At 39.0% G+C, this 23,967-nt stretch carries 21 protein-coding genes; 11 read left to right on the top strand and 10 right to left on the bottom strand.

Annotation, left to right across the window (positions count from 1 at the left end):
• The 4 genes from H5117_RS00605 to H5117_RS00590 form a co-directional block, all read right to left on the bottom strand.
• Positions 1 to 1,344, bottom strand: a complete 1,344-nt coding sequence (locus H5117_RS00605; RefSeq protein ID WP_182735948.1) for a Na(+)-translocating NADH-quinone reductase subunit A — start codon at positions 1,342 to 1,344, stop codon at positions 1 to 3.
• A 633-nt stretch (positions 1,345 to 1,977) separates the two neighbouring features.
• On the bottom strand, positions 1,978 to 3,171 hold the full coding sequence (fabV, locus tag H5117_RS00600) for an enoyl-ACP reductase FabV (RefSeq protein WP_182735947.1): 1,194 nt from the start codon (positions 3,169 to 3,171) through the stop codon (positions 1,978 to 1,980).
• Between the two features lie 113 nt (positions 3,172 to 3,284).
• Complete coding sequence (locus H5117_RS00595; RefSeq protein ID WP_024596564.1) at positions 3,285 to 3,596, bottom strand: BolA family transcriptional regulator; 312 nt, start codon at positions 3,594 to 3,596, stop codon at positions 3,285 to 3,287.
• 61 nt (positions 3,597 to 3,657) lie between these two features.
• Positions 3,658 to 4,269, bottom strand: a complete 612-nt coding sequence (locus tag H5117_RS00590) for an alpha-ketoglutarate-dependent dioxygenase AlkB (RefSeq protein WP_182735946.1) — start codon at positions 4,267 to 4,269, stop codon at positions 3,658 to 3,660.
• Between the two features lie 42 nt (positions 4,270 to 4,311).
• Here H5117_RS00590 and H5117_RS00585 point away from each other — a divergent pair, with 42 nt between their 5' ends.
• The 4 genes from H5117_RS00585 to H5117_RS00570 are packed head-to-tail and all read left to right on the top strand — an operon-like array spanning position 4,312 to position 8,067.
• A complete protein-coding gene (locus tag H5117_RS00585; protein WP_024604970.1) occupies positions 4,312 to 5,454 on the top strand; it encodes a methyltransferase in 1,143 nt (380 codons plus the stop codon).
• A complete protein-coding gene (locus H5117_RS00580; RefSeq protein WP_024596567.1) occupies positions 5,455 to 6,015 on the top strand; it encodes a YajG family lipoprotein in 561 nt (186 codons plus the stop codon).
• A gap of 2 nt (positions 6,016 to 6,017) precedes the next feature.
• Complete coding sequence (locus tag H5117_RS00575) at positions 6,018 to 6,638, top strand: peptidylprolyl isomerase (RefSeq protein ID WP_002958906.1); 621 nt, start codon at positions 6,018 to 6,020, stop codon at positions 6,636 to 6,638.
• A gap of 49 nt (positions 6,639 to 6,687) precedes the next feature.
• Positions 6,688 to 8,067, top strand: coding sequence for an AmpG family muropeptide MFS transporter (locus H5117_RS00570; protein ID WP_002958907.1), 1,380 nt, complete (start codon positions 6,688 to 6,690; stop codon positions 8,065 to 8,067).
• Positions 8,068 to 8,137: 70 nt separating this feature from the next.
• On the opposite strand, the gene H5117_RS00565 is transcribed toward H5117_RS00570, so the two are convergent.
• A complete protein-coding gene (locus tag H5117_RS00565) occupies positions 8,138 to 8,377 on the bottom strand; it encodes a helix-turn-helix domain-containing protein (RefSeq protein WP_002958908.1) in 240 nt (79 codons plus the stop codon).
• A gap of 446 nt (positions 8,378 to 8,823) precedes the next feature.
• On the opposite strand from H5117_RS00565, the gene H5117_RS00560 reads away from it, so the two are divergent.
• Positions 8,824 to 9,012, top strand: coding sequence for a hypothetical protein (locus H5117_RS00560; protein ID WP_024596569.1), 189 nt, complete (start codon positions 8,824 to 8,826; stop codon positions 9,010 to 9,012).
• Positions 9,013 to 9,061: 49 nt separating this feature from the next.
• Here H5117_RS00560 and erpA read toward each other — a convergent pair whose 3' ends face one another.
• A complete protein-coding gene (gene erpA, locus H5117_RS00555) occupies positions 9,062 to 9,400 on the bottom strand; it encodes an iron-sulfur cluster insertion protein ErpA (RefSeq protein ID WP_002958911.1) in 339 nt (112 codons plus the stop codon).
• A gap of 321 nt (positions 9,401 to 9,721) precedes the next feature.
• Here erpA and H5117_RS00550 point away from each other — a divergent pair, with 321 nt between their 5' ends.
• The 5 genes from H5117_RS00550 to H5117_RS00530 all read left to right on the top strand — a co-directional run bounded on the left by H5117_RS00550 (position 9,722) and on the right by H5117_RS00530 (position 16,320).
• On the top strand, positions 9,722 to 11,404 hold the full coding sequence (locus H5117_RS00550; RefSeq protein ID WP_002958912.1) for a chloride channel protein: 1,683 nt from the start codon (positions 9,722 to 9,724) through the stop codon (positions 11,402 to 11,404).
• 15 nt (positions 11,405 to 11,419) lie between these two features.
• Entirely contained in the window at positions 11,420 to 11,854 is a 435-nt protein-coding gene (locus H5117_RS00545; RefSeq protein WP_002958913.1) for a CopD family protein, read from the top strand.
• Between the two features lie 114 nt (positions 11,855 to 11,968).
• Positions 11,969 to 12,985 (top strand): aspartate carbamoyltransferase, encoded by a 1,017-nt coding sequence (locus H5117_RS00540; protein ID WP_002958914.1) that lies wholly within the window; start codon positions 11,969 to 11,971, stop codon positions 12,983 to 12,985.
• 33 nt (positions 12,986 to 13,018) lie between these two features.
• The gene (hemL, locus tag H5117_RS00535; protein WP_024596268.1) at positions 13,019 to 14,299 is read left to right on the top strand and encodes a glutamate-1-semialdehyde 2,1-aminomutase; all 1,281 of its coding nucleotides are present in this window, start codon (positions 13,019 to 13,021) and stop codon (positions 14,297 to 14,299) included.
• 179 nt (positions 14,300 to 14,478) lie between these two features.
• Positions 14,479 to 16,320: a methyl-accepting chemotaxis protein gene (locus H5117_RS00530; protein WP_154903663.1), complete on the top strand. Its 1,842-nt coding sequence runs from the start codon at positions 14,479 to 14,481 to the stop codon at positions 16,318 to 16,320.
• A 230-nt stretch (positions 16,321 to 16,550) separates the two neighbouring features.
• Here the strand turns inward: H5117_RS00530 and mrcB are convergent, their stop codons facing one another.
• From mrcB to H5117_RS00510, 4 genes are all read right to left on the bottom strand, one after another.
• Positions 16,551 to 18,893 (bottom strand): penicillin-binding protein 1B, encoded by a 2,343-nt coding sequence (gene mrcB / locus H5117_RS00525; RefSeq protein WP_182735945.1) that lies wholly within the window; start codon positions 18,891 to 18,893, stop codon positions 16,551 to 16,553.
• A 150-nt stretch (positions 18,894 to 19,043) separates the two neighbouring features.
• Entirely contained in the window at positions 19,044 to 20,273 is a 1,230-nt protein-coding gene (locus H5117_RS00520; RefSeq protein WP_024596272.1) for an ammonium transporter, read from the bottom strand.
• A 9-nt stretch (positions 20,274 to 20,282) separates the two neighbouring features.
• Positions 20,283 to 20,621: a P-II family nitrogen regulator gene (locus H5117_RS00515; RefSeq protein ID WP_004587162.1), complete on the bottom strand. Its 339-nt coding sequence runs from the start codon at positions 20,619 to 20,621 to the stop codon at positions 20,283 to 20,285.
• 211 nt (positions 20,622 to 20,832) lie between these two features.
• Positions 20,833 to 22,056 (bottom strand): diguanylate cyclase domain-containing protein, encoded by a 1,224-nt coding sequence (locus H5117_RS00510; protein WP_002958922.1) that lies wholly within the window; start codon positions 22,054 to 22,056, stop codon positions 20,833 to 20,835.
• Positions 22,057 to 22,419: 363 nt separating this feature from the next.
• On the opposite strand from H5117_RS00510, the gene H5117_RS00505 reads away from it, so the two are divergent.
• On the top strand, positions 22,420 to 23,937 hold the full coding sequence (locus H5117_RS00505) for a S10 family peptidase (RefSeq protein ID WP_182735944.1): 1,518 nt from the start codon (positions 22,420 to 22,422) through the stop codon (positions 23,935 to 23,937).
• Positions 23,938 to 23,967 lie beyond the last annotated feature (30 nt).

Below are 23,967 nucleotides of genomic sequence, written 5' to 3'. Positions count from 1 at the left end.
CTAGCCTTCCTTCTCGATCGTAGTTAAGCAATCGCGTAGGATAGAACCATACTCGTATTTGCCTGGACAAACGAAGGTACATAACGCTAAATCTTCTTCATCAAGTTCAAGCGCGCCCAATGAAATTGCACTGTCTAAATCACGTGCAATTAAGTCACGTAATAATAGAGTAGGCAAAATATCTAACGGCATTACGCGCTCGTAGCTACCAATTGGTACCATGGCACGTTTTGAACCACCTGTTGACGTTGTCATTTTAAATAAACGACTTGGTGCAAGGTGAGAAATGAATGTACGCGTTACAGAGAATTTATCACTACCTGGTGCAATCCAGCCAAACAATTCTTTTTCGCGACCTTCAAGTAAAACAGATACTTGAACGTGGTAACGACCTAAGAATGCATGAACACCGTTTGAAATAGAACCCGATAGAACAGAACCAGAAATAACGCGGTTATCTCCGTCTTCTAACTCACCAGCCACTAAATCATCCAATGAAGCACCTAATTGTGTTTTCACTAAACGTGGATTTTTAACGCGAGGACCTGCAAGCGAAATAACACGATTTGTGTAAATTTCACCAGTAAGGAATAAGTGACCATACGCAATAACGTCTTGGTAACCAATATGCCAAACTTGTTTGCTAACAGAAACTGCATCAAGATGATGGATATGAGTGCCAACGAGGCCAGCCGGATGCACACCACCAAACTCATGTACTTCTACTTGAGCTATAGATGAGCTAGGAACTTGGCTGCCTGCTTTTTTACACACAAATACTTTGCCATCGGTCAAACGCGAAACAACTGCAAGACCCGCTTCAAATGCTTGCGCATTTTCTGCAATAATTACTGCAGGATCTGCAGCTAATGGGTTTGTGTCGATTGCGGTCACAAAAATAGAACTAGGATTTGCATCCACAGCCGCTACTTTGCTGAATGGGCGAACACGAAGTGCTGTCCATTGACCAGACTGGATAAGTACTTCTTTGGCTTTTTCGCGCTCTAAGCTCGGAAGCTCGTCTGCTTTGAAAGAGTCAAAGGTGATTTGCTCACTGCCTGCTACTTCAATAACAACAGATTGCAGCACACGTTTAGCACCACGATTTATTTCTTTTACTGTACCAGAAGCTGGAGCAGTAAATAGGACGCCTGGGTTCTTTTTATCTTCAAAAAGTACCTGGCCTTTTTTGACTTGGTCATCCACACGAACATGCATGGTTGGACGCATACCGATAAACTCTTCGCCAAGCACAGCTACACGTTTGACAGCAGAACCGTCATGTATAACTTGCTGTGGCGCGCCCTCTAAGGGTAAATCCAGACCTTTTTTTATGTTGATCATACGCACTTGCATTACATTAAAGGAAAGAAACTGAAAAATCGTATCAACCACGTCGCCATTTGAGTTATTCCAAGTTATATCAAGGTACAAAAGAGCAGCTTGCTAGAGATATCAAACAAGCAACGTAGTAAAACTCATCACATATTGTCGAGATTTTAACATCATTTTAGATGACTATGCGAGTGTATTTATGAAAATTATACGACAGAAACACTTATTTAGTTTTGTTAAGTGAATTAAATAAAAATCAAGCTAGACCAAAGTGGTAGCCTAAGCAATTATCATTCCTGATTTCATCGTAAATTCAACAAATCGCATAATACAAAAAAAGCCGCGATAGCGGCTTTTTATAACTAGGGCCTGTTGACCTTTCAGGATTAAAATTTGTTCAATCTAGGGGCTATTTATTTAATCGCGGCGTGAGGTTTGTAACCTAGTGGGCTAAGTAAAAACCGAACAACAAAGAGTAAATAGCCCCTAGGCAGAACCCTTTGGGCAGCGCATGTTTGGCATTTATTCCACGTTATCGCCCATTTATGGGGAATAACCACACTACATAGGCTCTGCCTTGCCTAAATACCAAACAGACTGCTGCAAATTTAACCTCGAAAGATAAACAGGCCCTAAGTTCTGTTAGTCAATCATATTGGCAATTGGCTTAACTGAATCTACATCTTGATCGTAGTCAACACTATCTATACCAAAACCAAATAAGCGTAAAAACTCATTATGGTAACCAACATAATCTGTTAGCTCATCAATGCTGCTCGTATCTACTTTATCCCAAACAGCTTGCACGCGTGCTTGCACGTCGTCTTCTAGCTCTTTATAGTTTTGGAATAAATGTCCACCGTCGTCAAAGCGAGGAGATTCACCATACAAGTTTTCACTAAATAATGCGTGAATTTGCTCAATAGTGCCTTCGTATGTGCCATCTGCTTTCATAACTTTAAATAAAGCAGAGATATATAACGGCATAATAGGAATAGCAGAACTTGCTTGCGTTACCACAGCATTAAGTGATGAAACATATGCCTCACCATTTAAATCTTTTGTTGATTCTTTAATAGCAGCGGTTGCACGGTCTAGATCTTCTTTAGCCTTACCAATAGTAGCGTGTCCGTATATTGGCCATGTTAGCTCTTTACCAATATAAGTGTACGCAGTCGTTTTAAAGTTATCGGCTAATACATCCGCTTCTTTTAATGCGTCAATCCACATTTCCCAATCTTCACCGCCCATTACTTTAATGGTGTTGTCGATATCGTCTTGGTTTGCAGCTTCAACAGTAATTTCATCAATTTCACGCTTTGATGTATTTAAGTTTTTAGTAGTAACGGCATTTCCAATTGGCTTAAGCGTAGATGAGTAAACTTCGCCCGTATTTGGGTCTGTACGACGAGGAGACGCTAAGCTGTAAATAATACAATCTACTTTGCCCAAATCGGCTTTAATAGTGTCGATTGCTTTTTGTTTAATTTCGTTAGAAAACGCATCGCCATTAATATTTTTAGACCAAAGGCCTGCTTCGTCTGCTGCATCTTGAAAAGCAGCGGTATTGTACCAACCAGCAGAGCCTGTTTTGCGTTCTGTACCTTCTTTTTCAAAGAAAATACCTAATGTTTTAGCACCACCACCAAACGCTGCTGTAATGCGCGAAGCCAAGCCGTAGCCTGTTGATGCGCCAATAACTAATACATTTTTTGGTGCATTTTTTAATGCGCCTTGTTGTTTTACATAGTTAATTTGTTCTTGAACATGCTCTGCACAACCAGCTGGATGTGCGTTTGTGCAGATAAATCCACGAATTTTAGGCTTAATGACCATTGATCATCCTATATCTTTTACAATAAAAATTAGCGCTAGTTTAAAGGCTAATACTAAAAACACTGATCTGATCAGTTAACCACAAGTGTAACAATCAAATCGCTATTAATTATTTAAGCTAATTTAGAGCCGCCCATACAATTAGGTGAATCAGGTGCCTCGCCGCCCTGCTCTGTATACTCATCGGGTGTATATGTATGAATTGCGAGTGCATGAATATGATTTGCTAATTCATCTTTTAGAATTTCATTAATTTCACGATGGCGCTGCAATAAACGTTTACCTGTAAAACCTTCGCTAACCACTATTACTTTAAAGTGTGATTCAGTGCCCGCACTGTGCATATGGCTTTCGTTAATTACGTTTAAATGTTTACACGCAATAGCGTTGCTTATTTTTTCTTGGATCTGTTGCTGCATTGACATAAAAGACCGTTTTAATTAGCTAATTTATACACTTACTATAACAATTTAACGCAGCGCTTGGCTAACTAAATTGCTTTTGTTTAATGTCCCTAATAAATCGGTAAGTTAAACTTATTCGAGGATGTGCAAGCGTTGTTTGTTTAGGTATTGCATGTTGATAATCTCGCTGGCTATGTCCATTCATTATTAAACAGCTGCCACTTTGTAATTTTAAGTCGGTTACTTTATTGCTCGCCTTGTGCTTTAACTTTAGAACCCGATCAGCTCCTAGCGAGACACACACAATTGTTGGTTTATCACCAAGCTCTATTTCATCATCACTGTGCCAGCCCATCGTATCATTACCATCTCGGTAATAATTAACGAGTAATGAGTTTAGAGGCTGATTTAAGTGCGTCTCTAAACGCCTTCTCATATTAAGTAACAATTCATCCCATGGCTCTACTATTTGCTTACTACTTGAATAGCCGTATTCAATATTTAAATCGCTCATGAAGCATTGTAGCCGTGGAATAGGCCCCGTTTTACCATAAACAGTTACATCGGGTTGTTGCCAACGTAGGTTTTTTTGCAAATAATAAAATAGATCGAGGCTTTTTTGTGCACTAAGTGCCCTACTTTGATAAGAAAAGCCATTTGGTAACTGTTGGGGGTTGGCGTTTTGCCGTTGCATGTTAGAATTTACCTACATTAGATTACTGATCAACGAACCATTATGACGACGCAAGCCCAGCTAGGCGATAAAACCTTTACTCTTGAACGCTTTCCTTTGGATCAAAAAAACCGCAGCTTACAAGCGTGGGATTCGGCAGATGAGTACCTTATCAATTATGTTAACGAACATCACCCTGATTGTCGCTCATTGCTTATTTTAAACGATAGCTTTGGTGCACTTGCTTGTTATTTTAATAAGTTAACGGTTTGTTCAGTTAACGATTCTTATATTAGCCACCAAGCTGCGGCTTATAACTTACAAGAAAACAAACTGCCTACAGCAGATTTCACACAATTAGATAGTTTGTCTGCATTACCGCAGGATGTTGATTTAGTACTTATTAAAATCCCTCGTAATGTAGGTTTTTTACAGTTTCAGTTAAGTGAGCTCAGTGAAGTCCTTGCACCTGGTACGCCAGTAATTGCTGCAGGTAAAACAAAAGAAATTCATAACTCAACAATAAAATCATTTGAGCAATTTATTGGTGAAACAAAAACTAGCCTAGCAGTTAAAAAATCCCGCCTTATATTAAGTACAGCTAAAGGCGGATATAAAGCAGCAGATTTCCCTGTAACGTGGGAGCTTGAAGGTACTGAGTTTAATATAACAAACCATGCAAATGTGTTTTCGCGTGATTCGTTAGATATTGGTGCACGCTTCTTTTTTAACTACTTACCAGAAACACCAAAAGCTAAAAGCATTATTGATTTAGGCTGTGGTAACGGGGTTGTTGGATTAATGACGCTTGCTCGTTGCCCTAATGCATCAGTTACTTTTGTTGATGAGTCTTACATGGCAGTAGAGTCGGCTCGGTTAAATGTAGAAATTAACCTAGGCGATAAGTTTGATAACTGCGAGTTCATCGAAAACGACTGTTTAACAGGCTTTGAAAGAGACAGTGTAGATATGGTGCTTTGTAACCCTCCATTTCACCAAGCTCAGGCCGTTACCGACCATATTGCTTGGCAAATGTTTAAACAAGCAAAAGATACTTTAAAAGAAGGCGGCGAGCTGCGTATTATTGGTAATCGTCATTTAGATTATCATGATAAATTAAACCGTATGTTTGGCAACTGTAAGTTGCTAGGTTCAAACAAAAAGTTTGTCGTTTTAAGTGCAACAAAAAATAGTGGAATGCTATAAATGAAATTAACAAACATTATAATTGGGTATTGTGTATTACTGATACTTGCTGGCTGCGCGAATCAGCCTAGCCAAGTAATACTTAACCCAGTTTATAAAAATGGTCAAATTAGCACTATAAATAGTAGCTTAAGTACTAGTGTAATTGATTTACGTGGCGATACATCAACACTTAAACTTATTGAGTCAGACAAAACTAAAACCTTTGCAAGCCAAGGTATTACCAGCTCTATTAAAAGTGTGTTAGACAGCGCCCTAAGCCGCAATGGAGCCAGTATTTCTAACTTAGCAACGGTTCGCTTTGAAGTAGATATTCATGCATTGCAAGCTGTTGTAACCGAAAAGCTAGTGAGCCATACCAGCGAAGCCCACATAGAACTTGGCGTGCGTGTTATTCGCGCCTCAAGTAACTTTAGTAAAGTGTATAGAGGTAGTGCTAATTTAGAAGGCCCATTTAGTCATGAGCAAGCAAAAATAGAAGGTCAACTCAATAAGTTGACTGAGCAAGTTATTACCCGCATTGTATCTGACCCTGAATTAATAGAATTTTTAGAAGGTTAACTATGAAACGACTTTTTTTAATCTGCTTAGGCCTATTTTTTAGTGTAAGTAGCTTAGCAGCCCAAGAAGGCCGCTTTGTGCAAAAGGACAACATTTTTCCACGCGTAGAAATTGTAACGTCAATGGGTAGCATCGTGGTTGAGCTAGATCGCTCTAAAGCGCCCATCACAGTCAATAATTTTTTAACTTACGTGTCAGACAAAAGTTATCAAGGCAGCGTTTTTCACCGTATTGAGCGCGATGTAGAAAATGATCGCGACTTTGTTATTCAAGGTGGCGGTTACGATAAAGACTATGATGGCCTACATGAAAATGACCCTATTTTTAATGAAAGCGGTAACGGTTTAAAAAACGATATGTATAGCATTGCTATGGCCTATCAAGATAGACAACCGCACTCAGGAACTCGCCAATTCTTTTTTAATATGGATAATAACGATCACTTAAATCCAGGGAAAGATTGGGGCTTTGCAGTATTTGGTAGCGTAATGGATGGTTACGACACGCTTGATAAAATTATGACTGTTGAAACCGGTTTTAATGAAAAAATTGGCTACGATTTCGTACCTAAAAAACCTGTTGTCATCTTAAATATTAAAGTGCTTGAACAAGTCCCACTATAATTTTTTAAGAGCAGCTTAGCTGCTCTGCATCAAAGCCAATGAAGGCCCTATGAGCAAATCTCTCTCTATTAGCGAATATTTTTCTTACTTTAAAGACAAACGCTTAATCCACATTTTCATATTTGGTATGAGTAGCGGTTTTCCGTGGGTTTTAATTGGCTCTGTTATGTCTGCTTGGCTAAAAGATGAAGGGCTAAGTCGCAGTATGATAGGCCTATTTGGCATTGTATTTGGCGCTTACAGCATAAACTTTTTGTGGTCACCACTCATTGACCGTACAAAACTTCCTATTTTATATAAATGGCTAGGCCAGCGTCGCAGTTGGATACTATTTTGCCAAAGTTTTATTTTTATTGGCACCTTGCTATTAGCAGGGCTTGATTTAAAAGCTAATTTGGCAATTGTTGCTGCGATTTGTTTATTAATCGCCATTGCTTCGGCTACTCAAGACATTGCTATTGATGCCTTTAGAATAGACACCCTAAGCGAAAGCGAATCACACAAAGCAACCGCTGCAGCCGCCATGGCAACTTCGGGTTGGTGGACAGGTTATGCACTTTTAGGCGCCATTCCATTTTACATGGCCGATATCCCCTCGCTCGACTGGCCACAAATTTATTACTTTTTAGCTGCCGTAATGCTGCTGTTAATGAGTGGAGCACTGTTTGCAAAAGAGCCCGAAACTAACCGCGAAGCAGTACATGCTGAACTTGAGCGTGTGTACCTTGAAAAACTGTCCTCTACAAAACAAACTCCTTTAACAAAAACTGTTGCGTGGCTTGCGGTAACCGTTATTGATCCCTTTAGAGCTTTTTTTACTAAAAATGGCGTTAAAACAGCACTAGCATTACTTGCGTTTATTTTCTTATTTAAAATAGGCGAAGCGTTTTTAGGGCGCATGTCGATTGTGTTTTATAAAGAAATTGGTTTTAGTAATAGCGATATAGCTACATTTTCGAAGGTAGGTACAGCGGTACTTACAATCATATTTACCTTTGTTGGCAGTTTATTTAATCAAAAATATGGCATTGTTAAGGGTTTATTTGTAAGTGGTATTGCAATGGCTGCTTCAAACTTAGCCTTCTCGTGGATTGCTTTAGTTGGCCCTGACCTAAGGCTGTATGCCTTTGCTATTGTTATTGATGGCTTTACGCAAGCGTGGTCGTTGGTCGCTATGGTGGCCTTTATATCGATGTTATGCGATAGAGCATTTAGTGCAACGCACTATGCATTACTGGCGTCATTAGGGAATTTAGGACGAACATTGCTTTCAAGCTACAGTGGTGTAGTAATTGATGATTGGTTAATGGGAAATTGGTCGCTGTTCTTTATTTTAACAGCCTTAATGGTTTTACCTTCGTTGATATTTTTATATCTGATTAGGCATAAGTTGTATGAGCTTGAGAAGAATTACCACAAAAATATTTAATGCATCCCTGCATTAACATATTGCTTAGCACTATCAAGTGCCCCTAAAAGTGTACTAAGCAATTATTGAGTTAATCTACTTTTAGCAAGCTAAGTGCTTCATGTGGATCAACTTCTAGAGCTGTACAATAGCGAACAAACTCAATGACATCTAAACGGCGTTCTTGATTTTCAATCTTGCCGATAAATGAATGAGGCGTTCCAAGCACTTGTGCTAGGCTTCGCATTGTATGACCCTTTTCATGGCGCTTAGTTTTAAGCCACTTTGTTAGCTTTGCATTTTCTTCAGAAGAAACTGTTTTGCCCATCATTTTACATCTCCTACTAGATGATTTGACGTACCCATTAAAGCAGTAGTTTCCATCAATAGCCGTAGGCAGGTAAGCAGTCATACTTTCAATAGCAAGCTATTGCTTAATAAAGCATGTGTTGCTACTCACTCCACCAACACAGCTAAAAACTACGCTAATAATATGGTAAAGATTTGTTTTTATTGAGAATGAAATTTTGCCCGTCTCATTCTTGGATACATTATATACTATTAACACTTTGGTTAAATAATTAATTACATACTCGGTACAAAATCAACCTGAACGAACATTTATAAACACTGAATATTTGACCTAAGTTATCAGAAAATATTAAAAAAATAATATTACCTTCATAAAACAGCTTAAAAATATTTATAACATATTTGTTCCTTTTTAATGTTACACGTTTATTATTAAGCAATAATTTGCACTAAAAAGGCCAAGTAATGTTCAGACTTCTTTTTTTATTACCTATCGTGTTGTGTTTAGGTTGGTACTTTTTTTTGCGCCACAACGGCGTACCAATTAAACAAGGTAAAAAAGGCTTTATGTATATTTTAGCGTTTTCAGCCTTTGTACTCGGCTTTTTTGTATTGATAATGCAAATTACCGAATACGCACCAACTGATTTATAGGCATTAAAAAAGCCGCAAAAGCGGCTTTATTCTATTTAGCGTTTGGCTGTTAAACGCTAAAGCTTGCACCACAACCACAGGTTGTTGTTGCATTTGGATTAGATACAAAAAAGCGTGCGCCTTCTAATCCTTCAGTGTAATCAACCTCACCATCAACCAAATATTGAATGCTCATTGGATCAATAACGAGTGTTACACCATTTTTTACAATTTCTAAATCGCCAGGATTCGCTTTTTCATCAAAAGTAAAACCATATTGAAAACCAGAACAACCACCGCCTGTTACATAAACACGCAGTTTTAAGTCTGGGTTTTCTTCTTCGTCGATTAACTGTTTAACACGAACAGCAGCCGCATCGCTGAACTTAATTGGTAATTCTTCAGACATTTTAAAACCCTCAATATCGCAATGGCGTGATTATCTAATACCCGAGTGTTTTAATCAAGTATAGTAAAACAACTCTTTCCTCTAAGTTATATCTATAAATTAGTAAAAAAGTGGCCAAACATTAACTAGCTAAAATAATACTTAAGCAAGCTAAAAGCGACCTTTATACGCTATAAACTCATTAAATATTTAAGTTATAGGCAATAGGTCTTAATCTTCACTGCAAATTGTTAATATAAGTTACGAAAATTTCAAAATCACAAGGACTTAGCTAAACTCTTTTGCTAAAATGCTGCTGAAAAATACAGCGAGGAATTATGCATGTGGCTTGAGCAACTCAGGCGTCGGCTGGCAAAACCTAAAACATCTGTACAATTATGCTTATTAGGCGTAGTTGCCGGATTAATTGCTGCATTTTTTATTATTTTATTTCGCTTAACCATTCTGTTTTTCCAAAGCTTATTTTTAGAAACACCTGACGACTTTACTACCCTACCAACACTTGAACGTGTACTAATGCCTTTAGTTGCTGCATTACTAATAGCCACGTTTGCTGCCTTTACTGGGTTTAAACATTACCGCTTGGGTATCCCCTTCGTTATACACAGAATTAAACGTCACTACGGGCAAATGCCTTTATACAATACGGTTAATCAATTTGTTGGTGGCGCACTTGCTCTCATTAGCGGTTTTTCAGTTGGCAGAGAAGGGCCTTCCGTGCATATGGGCGCAACTGGGGCGAGTATTTTGGCAGATAAGCTGCATTTACCGCATAATGCCATGCGCACTCTAAGTGGTTGTGGAGTAGCGGCAGGTATAGCCGCGTCGTTTAATACTCCACTTGCAGCCGTTATTTTTGTAATGGAAGTGGTACTTCGTGAATATAAAGTACATATATTTGTACCTATCATGCTTGCCGCTGTTACTGGCGCACTGGCAACACAGTTTGTTTTTGGTGAAGGCTCAGAGCTTGCACTCATTACCATAGCGCCATTGAGTGGTTGGCATTACCCTTATTTAATATTATGCGGTATGGCGCTGGGTGCTATTGCATTTAGCTTTAATCAAAACTTAATGCTAATTATTAAAACATTTAAACCTTTAAGTATGTTCCCTCGTTTATTAATTGCAGGATGCATTGCCAGCTTAATAGCTTACGCAGTGCCTCATGCTATGGGCTCTGGTATGAGCGCAATAACTATCGCGGTTGAATCTCCTGATGACGTGAAGCTACTCACAACTATTTTAATCGCTAAACTACTTGCTACATTGTTTGCTATCGGTTTGGGTATTCCGGGCGGTTTAATTGGTCCGGTAATTGGACTTGGCGTATTAATTGGTACATTAATGGCTTTTTTTGCTCAGTTTATTAGTCCTGGCACTGATATAGCGGGTACTTATGGCGTTTTAGGTATGGCCGGATTAATGGCCGCCACATTGCATGCACCACTAGCTGCTTTAACAACGGTCATGGAGCTTACATCGTCACCTGAAATAATTGTTCCAGCTATGCTTGTGATCACCACGGCCTATGTAACAGCATTACAGTTTTTTGGAAATCGCTCCATATTTTTGCAGCAACTAGATTTTCAGGGATTACCGTACCATGTATCTCCCGCTACCGAAGCATTACAAAAAGTGGGGATAATGGATGATATGGATGAAGACTTTAAATTGCTTTATTCAGACGACAAAGTGCAAATAAAAAGCACATTAGATGCCATGGATAGCCAAACTCCGTTAATTGTTTTTGACGAAGAAAATGGCTATCGTCTCGCTGAATACGATTTAACGCTAATGTCTAATGAAACAATAAATATAAATTATATTAGCTTGCAGGGCATCAGTAGTCAGGCCACCCTAGCCGATGCTTTCGATATCCTAAAAGATAAAAGAAGTGGCGCGCTTTACGTTTATAACCTTTTAGATAATCAACAAATTATGGGGCTATTACGCTGGGATCAAATTCATCATATTTTAACCATTCGTAACAGCTTACTTTAAACAATAAGGACTATTATGAGCGCATTATTGATTTATAAAACACTCCACATATTTTTTATGATTGCGTGGTTTGCCGGTATTTTTTACTTGCCTCGATTATTTGTATATCACGCTATGAGCGAGGAAAGATCATGCAACTCTATGTTAAAAGTTATGGAGCGCAGACTACTTTATTTCGTTACCCCATTTGCTGTATTAACCGCTGTATTTGGTGTGTTGACCATTGTTGAATATGGTCGTGATTGGTTTAGATACAGTATGTGGTTGCACTATAAACTAGTGCTGGTGATCATATTATATATATACCACGGCTACTGTTTTAAGTTATTAAATGACTTTAAACATGACCGCAACACTAAGACAGACCGCTTTTACCGTATTTTTAATGAGCTCCCAGTTATTGCGTTGCTCATCATAGTGGCGCTTGCGGTAATAAAACCTAATTTATAAGCGTTTCGGTGCATGTTAAACTGCGCTGCAATTTACAATACTTGCTATAACACGCGCGATTGCGTGCTCCATTTATGGATTATCGCGCCCATTTGATTGATTAGGAATTACCCCATGTTAAGTTTCCAAGGTGAGCATATACTGTCTGTAAATCAGCTAGACAGAGACTGCATTGAACGTATTTTTGCAGTAGCAAAAAAAATGGAGCCTTATGCTAAAAAGCAAAAGCAAACAACGGTGCTAGAAGGCGCTATTTTAGCTAATTTGTTTTTTGAACCGAGCACTCGTACACGAGTTAGCTTTGGCACCGCCTTTAACTTACTTGGCGGTGGCGTACGTGAAACTACAGGTATGCAAAGTTCAGCCCTTGCTAAAGGTGAGTCTCTTTACGATACCGCCCGCGTTATTTCAGCTTATGCTGACGCTGTTGCTATGCGCCATCCTGATGCAGGCTCAGTTAGTGAATTTGCTGACGGCTGTACTGTGCCGGTTATTAATGGCGGCGACGGCCCAAATGAGCACCCTACTCAAGCATTACTTGACTTATTAACCATTGAGCGCGAATTACATCGTTTTGGTCAAAATATTGATGGTATGCATATAGCGCTTGTGGGCGATTTAAAGTATGGCCGCACAGTGCATTCTTTATCTAAACTATTGTGCCATTATAAAAATGTAAAGTTTTCGATGGTCGCGCCTGACGGCTTACAAATGCCAACAAGCATTTTAGATGCAGTAGAAAATGCTGGCCATAAAATTGAGCTAGTAAATAAGATGGAAGGCAATTTAGCAGCCGATATTGTTTACCAAACACGTATTCAAGAAGAGCGTTTTCCATCGCAAGAAGAAGCAAATAAATACCGTGGCGGTTTTAGGATTAGCCAATCTATTTACAGCGCTCACTGTAAGCCTAACTCTGTATTAATGCATCCTCTTCCACGTGACAGTCGCTTAGAAGCCAACGAGCTTGATAACGACTTAAACAGTAACGACAATTTAGCAATATTCCGCCAGGTACAAAATGGCGTATTAATTCGTATGGCACTGTTTGCTTTAACACTCGGCGTAGAAAACAAAGTCGATAAGTATGAAGTAGACGTACCTTGGTTTAGCCGCAAACGCGACAGCTAACCCTCTTTTAAGTGACAATTTATAGGATTTTTCATGACAATTAGCCAAGACTTATTTGAACGCGCCCAAGCTTCTATTCCTGGTGGCGTAAACTCACCAGTTCGTGCTTTTAATGGTGTAGGCGGTACGCCACTATTCATTACAAAAGCAGAAGGCGCGTTTACATTTGATGCCGACGGTAATCGTTACATTGATTATGTTGGCTCTTGGGGGCCTATGATCATGGGCCATAATCACCCTGCAATTAAACAAGCTGTACACGAAGCTGTAGAAAATGGCCTTAGCTATGGCGCACCAACTGAAGCCGAAATATTAATGGCTGAAAAAGTAAAAGAGCTAGTTCCATCAATCGAAAAAGTACGCATGGTTAGCTCAGGCACTGAAGCAACAATGAGTGCAATTCGTTTAGCACGTGGCTTTACCGGTCGCGATAAAATATTAAAATTTGAAGGTTGTTACCACGGTCACGCTGACTCGTTATTAGTTAAGGCAGGTTCTGGTGCGCTAACAATGGGTGTGCCTAATTCTCCAGGTATTCCTGAAGACTTTGCTAAGCATACACTTACAGTTTCGTTTAATAATCTAGATGAAGTAAAAGCTATTTTTGCAAAATACGCAGACGAAATTGCCTGCATTATTGTAGAGCCAGTAGCCGGTAACATGAACTGTATTCCACCAGTGCCTGGCTTTTTAGAAGGTTTGCGTGATGTGTGTGACGAATATAAATCAGTACTTATTTTTGATGAAGTAATGACAGGCTTTCGTGTTGCACTTGGCGGTGCACAAGCTTATTACAACATTAAACCAGATCTTACGTGTTTAGGTAAAGTAATTGGCGGCGGCATGCCAGTTGGCGCGTTTGGTGGTAAAACTGAAATAATGGATTACATTGCGCCTGTAGGACCAGTTTACCAAGCTGGTACTCTTTCTGGTAACCCTATTGCAATGGCTGCAGGTTTAAAATCACTTGAGCTATTAAGTGAGCCTGGCCTTCACGATAAGTTAGAAGCTATTTCAAAAGCAATTTGTGAAGGCTTTGAAGCTGGTGCTAAAAAAGCCGGTGTTGCGCTAACAACTAACTATGCGGGCGGCATGTATGGATTCTTTTTTACTGATGCTGAAAAAGTAACGACATACAAGCAAGCAACTGAGTGTGACCTAGAGCGCTTCAAACGTTTTTTCCACCTCATGCTTGAAGAAGGCGTTTACCTTGCCCCATCAGCATTTGAGGCTGGTTTTGTATGTGCTGCGCATACTGAGCAAGAAGTAAAAGACACAATAGCGGCAGCGGAACGCTCGTTTGCTAAACTTTAAGCTAAAAATTACTATTTATACATTTGTAACCACTTGTTTTTAAGTATGTAATTAAGACTAAAGATTGAAAAAAGCCCGAAAGGGCTTTTTTTATTTGTAGTGTACTATAAATGAATGATAATTAAGCATAACAAGGTCTATTCACCTTTACTCTATTACAAAAAATACAAGAGAGCCTTATGTCAGGATTACGCCAATTTTCTTTTCCCGCTATCCAGCTAATGGCAAACTTAAAATACAAAACTAAAATCAGCTTAATGTTTGGAATTTTACTCGTTCCTCTATCACTTAGTTTGTTTTTTTTAGTCTCGTTATTAAGTGAAAGTATTACTGTTTCAAAAATGCAGCAGCAAGGCTTAAAAGGCTACAGAGCTATACTTTCAAATCAAATGCAGGGAGATACGAATCAAAATATAAAAATAGCTCGCTCACTCGGCTTTGACATAAAAGACACACAAGCAAATGAAGTACTTGAACTTGTTTCTATTCAATCAAATCTAGCCTTAGACAGTCAATTAGCAAGCGCTTATGTAAACCGCTCTTTAGTCACGCCAATTCCTGCACTTATAATGCAAATAAACTCAACAGCGCAAAGCGCTAATACTGTTTTAGCTAGTAACCGTTTTACGCCCGATACGTTTATAGCACTTTCAAATTTTAGTAAGTCACTTCCTTTATACGAAAAACAACTCGATAAAATACTCAATGTAGCCACCAATGCAGATAAATCAGTAAACAAAGCGCTCATGCCTCCTTTAACTAGTTTACACAGTGCTGTGGGTGCATTTAAAAACGCGATAGATGAAAAACTACTTGAGCCAGACGATATTCTATTAACTCAATCAGAATTTACTAAACTAACAAACAATGTTCACAGCAGTATTAATCAACTTGTTAGTAAGAGCATTCCAACCCTTGAGAGCCTTATTGAGGCAAAACTGCAAACTCAACAGTGGACACGAAATCTTGTTTTAGCTGCTTCATTGATCAGTTTGCTATTTGCATTTTATTTGATGATTGGTTTTTATTTTGCAGTTGTTGATACCATTAATCGCTTTGCTGATGCCGCGAATAGAGCCGCGAATGGCGACTTAAATGCCACTATCGATTCGAGCACTAATGATGAAATGGGAATTATTGCATCGCGCTACAATGCATTACTTAATGCATTTTCACATTTATTATTTGATGTTAAAGCAAGTACAGAAGAGCTATGCGACGCAACTAAATCGCTATCACATGCGAGTAGCGAAACAAGCAATGATGTTTCAAAACAGCAAATTCGAGTCAATGCCATTTATAATGCACTAAGCGATATGGCTCAAAACGCACTTGCAGTTGAAGAGTCAGCGCATCAAGCTACGCTTACCGCACAAAATGCTGCAGCTCATGTGAAACAAGGTTCAGATAATACAATGGAGCTTGCTAAATATATGCAAGACCTCCAAATTGAATTTGCAGAGAGCCAACAAGCGCTCGATAAACTAGCACAAGATAGCCAGGAAATTAGTAAAGTAAGTAAAGGGATCAGTGAAATAGCCGATCAAACAAACTTGCTTGCACTTAATGCCGCTATTGAAGCCGCGCGAGCCGGCGAGCATGGCCGTGGATTTGCCGTTGTAGCTGATGAGGTAAGAACACTTGCTCAGCGTACACAAACACAAACCCAAGAAATACATCAAATTATTAGCTCTTTACAACAAGCATCTGACGACACCCAGCAAAAAATGCGCTCAAGTGTTGAAAAAATGGAGCAATCAGTAAAAGCAGCCAATCAAACCAATGAAGTATTGCAAAGTGCAGAGCAAAGTATGGGCGATATTAAACATCAAGGTGAAGTAATTGCAGAGCGTGTTAAACAGCAATCAAATGCAACAACACAAGCATTGAATGATTCGCAAGAGGTGAGTAATTTAGCAGATCAAACGCTAACATCGGCTCAATCAACGCTACAAGATGCACAGCAATTAAGTCGCTTATCTAATGATTTAACCAAATCAATGCAGTTTTTTAAATCTTAATACCAATTCGCTTAATTAAGTGATCTATTTTGAGGGAAGAAAATCGTGTCGATAACAAGGCAAAAATTTCGTTATTTAGTTGTTCTATATCAGAAATTTTTAACGTAGTTAACGTCAGATTTAACCCCTCAAATTGATTAAGTATTATTACGGATTGGTATAATTACGTTAACTACAACTTACAACAAAGCCGCTAAATAAGCGGCTTTGTTGTTTAAAGTAATCTTAAACTAACGTATGCATTGCGGCCTAGGCTCGAACTCACTCGCTCTAAGCGGTAGCTGAATCACCTTGCCACATCCTGGTGGTGCCTGCTTACCCGTTTGCTCATTTACAAATGCCCAGCGTATTGATGGTGGACGCGTATCAGCTATTGCTTGTGGGTTAAGCGGCTTTAAGTAACGAATATATGCTTCTAATGCGCCTACGCTACCTGTTAAACCAGTGCTTTTGTTGTCATCTCGACCAAGCCACGCAACAGTCACTGTATTTTGATCAAAGCCTGCAAACCAACTATCACGTAAATCGTTGCTGGTCCCTGTTTTACCAGCGAGCTGGATTGACGGAAAGTGTAAATTTAAGCGTTTAGCAGTGCCATCTTTCGTTACGCGTTTCATCGCGTATTTGGTCATATACATTGCAGATTTATCAAAACGAGGCTCTGCATTTACTTTATGCTTATAAAGTACTTTACCAACAGAGTCAGTTAATGCCGAAATTGCAGTGAGCTTTTTATATTCGCCATCTGCAGCAATTGTTGTATAAAGCTGAGCCACTTCAAAACTCGACATTTCAACAGCCCCTAAAAGCAGCGATGGGTATTCGTCTATCGCCCCTGTTGCGCCTAAACCTTTCAATGTATTTACTACTTTATCAACACCTACATCGAGGCCTAAATTAACCGCTGGGATATTTATACTGTTACTAAATGCTTTATAAAGTGGAATTGCACCACGGTATTGGTGGTCAAAATTTTCTGGTTGCCACACTTTACCTTGCTCATTTGTGACCTGTACTGGCGAGTCATCAAGCAAAGTAGCTAAATTATAATGTGGCAATTGCAGTGCGGTTAAATACACGGCAGGTTTTACAAGCGAGCCTATATTACGTTTTGTGTCTAAAACACGGTTAAATCCTGAATATCGAACATCGCGACCAGCAATAAGTGCAGAAACACCGCCTTTTTCTACATTAACAGAGATCATGGCTGCTTCTAGTTTTTCAGTTCTAGGGCGATTTTCCAAGTACGGTAAACTCTTTTCAATCGACTCTTCCATTGCTGTTTGCTTTTGCAAGTCAAAATAAGTAAATACTCTTACGCCTGCATCAAGTGTTTGCTGATCAGGTAATAATTCATTTAACTCTCTGTTTACTAGCTCTAAATAGCCTGGGTATGATTTTTGTAAACTGGCTTTCATTGGCGCAATATCAATTGGGCGATTAAGCGATGCACGGTACTCTTTTGTGCTAAGTAACTTATTTTCGACCATTAGACGCAGCACTAAGTCCCTGCGCTCCATTGTGCGCTCTTTATAACGACGTGGGTTGTAATAAGATGGGCCTTTAACCATTGCCACCAGCAGAGCAATTTGATCGTACTCAAGCTCGTCTACAGGCTTTGAAAAGTAAAAGTCAGAGGCAAGCCCCATACCATGGATACCTTGGTTGTATGACTGCCCTAGGTATACCTCATTTAAGTAAGCTTCTAATATCTGATCTTTTGAATAGCGATAATCTAAAATAAGGGCAATAAAGGCCTCATTTATTTTTCGTACTAAAGAACGCTCACGCGTGAGGTAAATATTTTTAGCTAATTGCTGAGTAAGCGTACTGCCACCTTGAACGGTGCGTCCCGCTTTAATATTTGAATAAAGCGCACGTAAAATAGAAAACACCGACACACCATGGTGATCATAAAAATCACGGTCTTCAACTACCAGTAGCGTATCTTTAAGCATGGCTGGGAACTTATCTAGCGGTACAAATTCTCTATCTTGTTTAGAGTCGTTGCCAATTCGCGCTATTTGCACAGGTTCTAGGCGAGCAGAGTTTAAACGCCTGCCGAACTTATCTTTAATAGTCGCAACTTTTTGCCCTGCAAAACGAAGTTCAATAATATGTGATTCTTCAAGGCCATCATAAAATTCAAAATCACGGCGATAAATCTTGATGCTATCTGCTGTTTTAACAAACTGCCCTGTTCTGCTTAATCTATTAACAGATGAATAATGTAGACGCTCTAACTCAAACACAACTTCTTGGCTTGATAAAAATTGCCCCGGATAGAACTCCATAGAACGAGCATACACTTGCGCTGGAAGTTGCCATTTATTACCTTCAAATATACGTGTAGTTTTTGAATCTAAATAAATGAAATACATTGCCATTGCAATAAAAACAGCCAAGCTGAATTTCCAAAACACTGACCATGTTTTTCTCATAAAAGAGCGTTTAACAGTGGGATTCACTGTTTTTTTACTGCCCTTTGATGTGCTTTTTTTTGTCGTGCTTGACGTTTTACTAGCACGTTTAGCTGCAGGTTTGCTGGTAGGTGTTTTTTTATTGTCGGCCATTTAAGTGTAATTTATTCCAAGGGTTATTCACGAGTGTGAGCTTAGCATATTGGGCATATCCTAACATCCGAAAAGTTAACCCCCCCTGAAACAAAAAAAGCCCTACCGAAGTAGGGCTTTATGTAAATACACTATTATTTAAATAAACTATTAGCTATTTCGAACAGAAACAAACTCTGGGTAGGCTTCAATACCACAATCGTGTTGATCCATACCGTTTAGTTCTTCCTCTTCAGTTACTCGTATACCCATTGTTTTGTTAAGCACAGTCCAAACAATAAATGATGCTACAAATACAAAGGCAAGAATACACACTAAACCAATTAACTGATTAACAAAGCTTGCATCACCATTGGTTAGCGGTACTAACATAATACCTAATGCACCACACACACCGTGTACAGAGATAGCACCTACTGGATCGTCAATCTTAACTTTATCAAGTGCTATAATGCTAAACACAACTAATGAGCCACCAAGTAAACCTAGTAAACATGCCATTAATGGAGAAGGTGAAAGTGGGTCAGCAGTAATTACAACTAAACCTGCTAATGCACCGTTTAATACCATGGTTAAATCTGATTTGCCCCAAAGTATCTTACATACAAACAGTGCAGCAATAGCACCCATTGCAGCAGCTGCATTAGTATTAAGTAATATTTGACCTACCGCAGTTGCGTTTTCTTTATCCGAAAGTAGTAATTGAGAACCACCGTTAAAGCCAAACCAACCCATCCATAAAATAAATGTACCTAGTGTAGCAAGTGGTAAGTTTGAACCTGGAATTGGGTATATTTCACCGTTTTTACCATATTTTCCTTTACGAGCACCTAGGATTAGTACACCCGCTAGTGCAGCAGCTGCACCTGCGCCATGTACAATTGCAGAACCTGCAAAATCTACAAAGCCCATTTCAGATAAGAAACCACCACCCCATGTCCAGTAACCTTCAATAGGGTAAATAAAACCAGTTAGTACTACAGCAAAGCCAAGGAAAGCCCATAGCTTCATACGCTCAGCAACTGCACCCGATACAATCGACATAGCCGTTGCAACAAATACTACTTGGAAGAAAAAATCAGATTCTAAAGAATGGTCAGCATCAGCAGCTTGTGTGCCAATTAAAGCGCCTATTGAAGGAATAAAACCACCTTCGGCATTGTCTACATACATAATGTTGTAGCCAACTAATAAAAACATCGTACATGCAATTGAATACAGCGCGACATTTTTAGTTAAAATTTCAGCTGTGTTTTTAGAGCGAACTAAGCCCGCTTCTAACATGGCAAAACCTGCTGCCATCCACATTACTAATATACCTGATATTAAAAAATAGAAGGTATCGAGTGAAAACTTTAGTTCTATTATTGTATTTTCCATGAGACCCCCTTAAATTGCTTCTTCGTCAAGTTCGCCAGTACGGATACGAACAATTTGATCTAAGTCGTACACGAAAATTTTCCCGTCACCGATTTTACCTGTTGATGCAATTTTAGTAATTGCTTCAACAACGCGTTGACAATTTTCAGTACGAGTTGCAATTTCAAGTTTGATCTTAGGAATAAAATCTACTTGGTATTCTGCACCACGATATAACTCAGTATGACCTCGTTGACGTCCAAAACCTTTAACATCAACTACTGTCATCCCCTCAATTCCTAAATCAGCGAGTGCTTCACGCACGTCGTCTAATTTAAATGGTTTTATGATTGCACTAATCATTTTCATAGCGGCCCCCTCGGACTCTTTATTGTTATCCTGTTGGGTTAAACAATCCAACCTTTGTGCCACTATTTTTATATTTTTTAAAACAATAAGTTAGTGAAAAACAGAAACTAAATAACAAAAAAAACGCACCAATTAGGTGCGTTAATTTAACAAGTTATCTACATTGGTGCGTGCAATATATTAATTGCATGCTTAGCTTTATATAACAGAGCTATACCACGCAGTTTCTTCCTTGGTTTTTAGCTTCGTATAATGCTTTGTCAGCAACACGCATTGCCTGCGTCAAGCTAGTGTCTTGAAAGTCTGCCAAGCCTATACTTGTAGTAATTTTAATTGATTTATCGCTGATAGAAAAATCGTAACTAGCCAGCTTTTTTCTAAATGCTTCAAAGTATTCACGACCACGTTCAAGCTCTATCTCAGGTAATATTATGGCAAACTCTTCTCCACCAACCCGTGCAACTGTAAACTTTGAAAACGTAGTGCGGATTAATGAACCAACCTGCTTTAAAGCCTGATCGCCACCCTCATGGCCTAATGTATCGTTAATATTTTTGAAAAAATCGATATCTAACAATGCGAGAGTATTTTTCTGGTTTTTACTTTTAAGGAGCTTTTCTGCATATTGATAAAAATAGCGTCGATTATGAAGCCCTGTTAAATGATCCCTATGCGCGCTTTCTTTAATATCTGAAATTAACGATAGTTGCTCCATTGTTTGAAGTACTCGACAATGAAACTCCTCATTCATAAATGGCTTTGTTAAAAAGTCATTGGCGCCATATTTAATAAATCGCGCTGATAGGCCATGTTTCCCCGCGCCCGACAAGCCAATAATTGCTAAGTCGTCTCGGCCTCTAAAGTTACGTACCGCTTTAACAAGTTCAAAGCCATCCATAGAAGGCATAGCGTAGTCGGTCATAAGTAGCTTTATATCAGGATTAGCTTTTAATATTTCGAGTGCTTGTTGTCCATCGTGGGCATCTGTCACATCAAACAATTGCTTTTCAAGCATTTGCTTCATTAACGAGCGGCTCAGTAATGAATCATCTGCTACTAATGCTTTACAACCTTGGTTTCTTAGCAATTGCGCAACGAGTTTAACGGCGTAATGGTAAGAGTCGCGATTATCTTTAATAACATAATCAACGACACCTAATTCAAGCATTTGTTGGCGCTTGTACTCATCTATTTTTGAGGTTAAAACAACCGTAGGAATCTTTTTAGATAAAGTATATTTTGCGACTTCACCGTGAGGAGCATCTGGCAAGGTTAAATCAACTAACGCAAGCGTATAGTCGTATTTTTCTACGTAAGTGGCACATTCAGCTAAAGACCAAGCAAAATCGATTGCCACATCAAGGTATTGTGCAGTTAAGTGGCGAAGTACCTGCTGCACTACTTTACTGTCTTCAACCACTAATACTCTTTGCATAAAGCTTCTCTTTACCTTTAATTAGTTTTACCACAAAACGACAAATAGCACGCAATTACTGCAATAGCATTAGTCATAAACATCCGGTGTAGAGTGCACTTATGTGCTTGAAAGCGTAATCCGTTAGATTTTTTGGTGATAGCCTGTATAAAAAATCAATACAAGTAGGCCGCAATATACCTGAATTTTGCAATTAACTAAATAAAGAAAGTAAATCCAAAATAACTATAAAAGCGATTAATACGCGCCTTTCAATGTATTAATACCTTACTTAACCAGTATTATCGGCCACTAGTCTCAATACTTTTGTTATTTAACTCATTTTTATCTTTAATGATGTATCAACAATAATAAGGACACCTAATGAAGCTTAGTCGTATTATCAGTTTACCGATAACCGTTATTGCATTAATAATCAGTACAAGTACACTTGCCGATAACCAACGTCGTATTGATGTAGACAGCAAAGTTGTTACTCAACATAAAGCTAAAATCAACGGTCAACGTTTTAACTACACTGTTGCTACAGGTACACAACCTGTATGGGATGATAAAGGCGACGCGGTTGCTACACTGCAATACACCTACTACACCCGCGACAAAGTTGACGACAGAACAACCCGCCCGTTACTTATTTCATTTAATGGCGGGCCAGGTTCGGCTTCTGTATGGATGCACCTTGCTTATACTGGACCTCGCGTATTAAAAATTGATGACGAAGGCTATCCAATTCAACCTTATGGCGTAAAAGACAACCCATATTCTGTACTTGATATTGCCGATATTGTTTACGTAAACCCTGTAAATACAGGCTATTCTCGCGTACTTGAAAACGAAAAAGGCGAACTTCCTTCTAAAGCCCAACAAAAAGAAATGTTTTTTGGTGTTAATGCCGATATTAAATACCTTGCTGAGTGGTTAAATACCTTTGTAAATAGAGCACAGCGCTGGCGCTCGCCTAAATTTTTAATTGGTGAAAGCTACGGTACAACACGCGTGTCAGGTCTTGCTCATGAGCTTCAAAATAGTCAATGGATGTACATAAACGGTGTTGTACTAGTATCCCCTACCGATATTGGTATTAAACGCGATGGTCCGATTAAAGCCGCTAACCGCTTACCTTACTTTGCAGCCACTGCTTGGTATCACAAAGCACTTAAAGCCGATTTACAAGCTAAAGACCTAGACGAGTTATTACCTGAAGTTGAAGAGTTTACTGTAAATGAGTTAATCCCAGCGCTTGCTAAGGGGGGCTTTATTAATGCTGAAGAAAAACGTCGAATTATTACAAAAATGGCGCACTACGCTGGCTTATCAGAAAAATTTGTTGAACAAAATAACTTGGATATTCCAACTCAATTTTTCTGGAAAGAGCTACTACGTGAACGTGGTCGAACTGTGGGTCGCTTAGATTCTCGTTATTTAGGAATGGATAAAAGAGACGCGGGTGAATCCCCAGACTACTGGGCTGAACTTACCTCTTGGTTACACTCTTTCACTCCTGCAATTAATCACTACTTGCGTGAAGAGCTAAACTATAAAACGGATGTAAAATATAATTTATTTGGTAATGTTCACCCATGGGATAGAACCGGTAATAATACGGGCGAAAACCTACGTTTAGCTATGGCGCAAAACCCTTACTTAAACGTGATGATCCAATCAGGTTACTTTGATGGTGCAACCAATTACTTTGACGCTAAATATACATTATGGCAATTAGATCCAAGCGGTAAAATGAAAGACCGTTTGAGCTTTAAAGGCTACAGAAGTGGACACATGATGTATCTTCGCCACGCTGACTTAGAAAGCTCTAACAACGATTTACGTGACTTTATACAGCACGCTTTACCCAAAAAAGGGCAAGCGGCTAAATACTAATATACCTAAAACAAAAAATGGCTCTTTAAG

This window comes from Pseudoalteromonas sp. SG45-1, from assembly GCF_014164135.1.
Lineage (GTDB): Bacteria > Pseudomonadota > Gammaproteobacteria > Enterobacterales > Alteromonadaceae > Pseudoalteromonas > Pseudoalteromonas distincta.
Note: the sequence above shows the minus strand (reverse complement) of the source record. Positions and strands in the feature narration are given on the sequence as shown.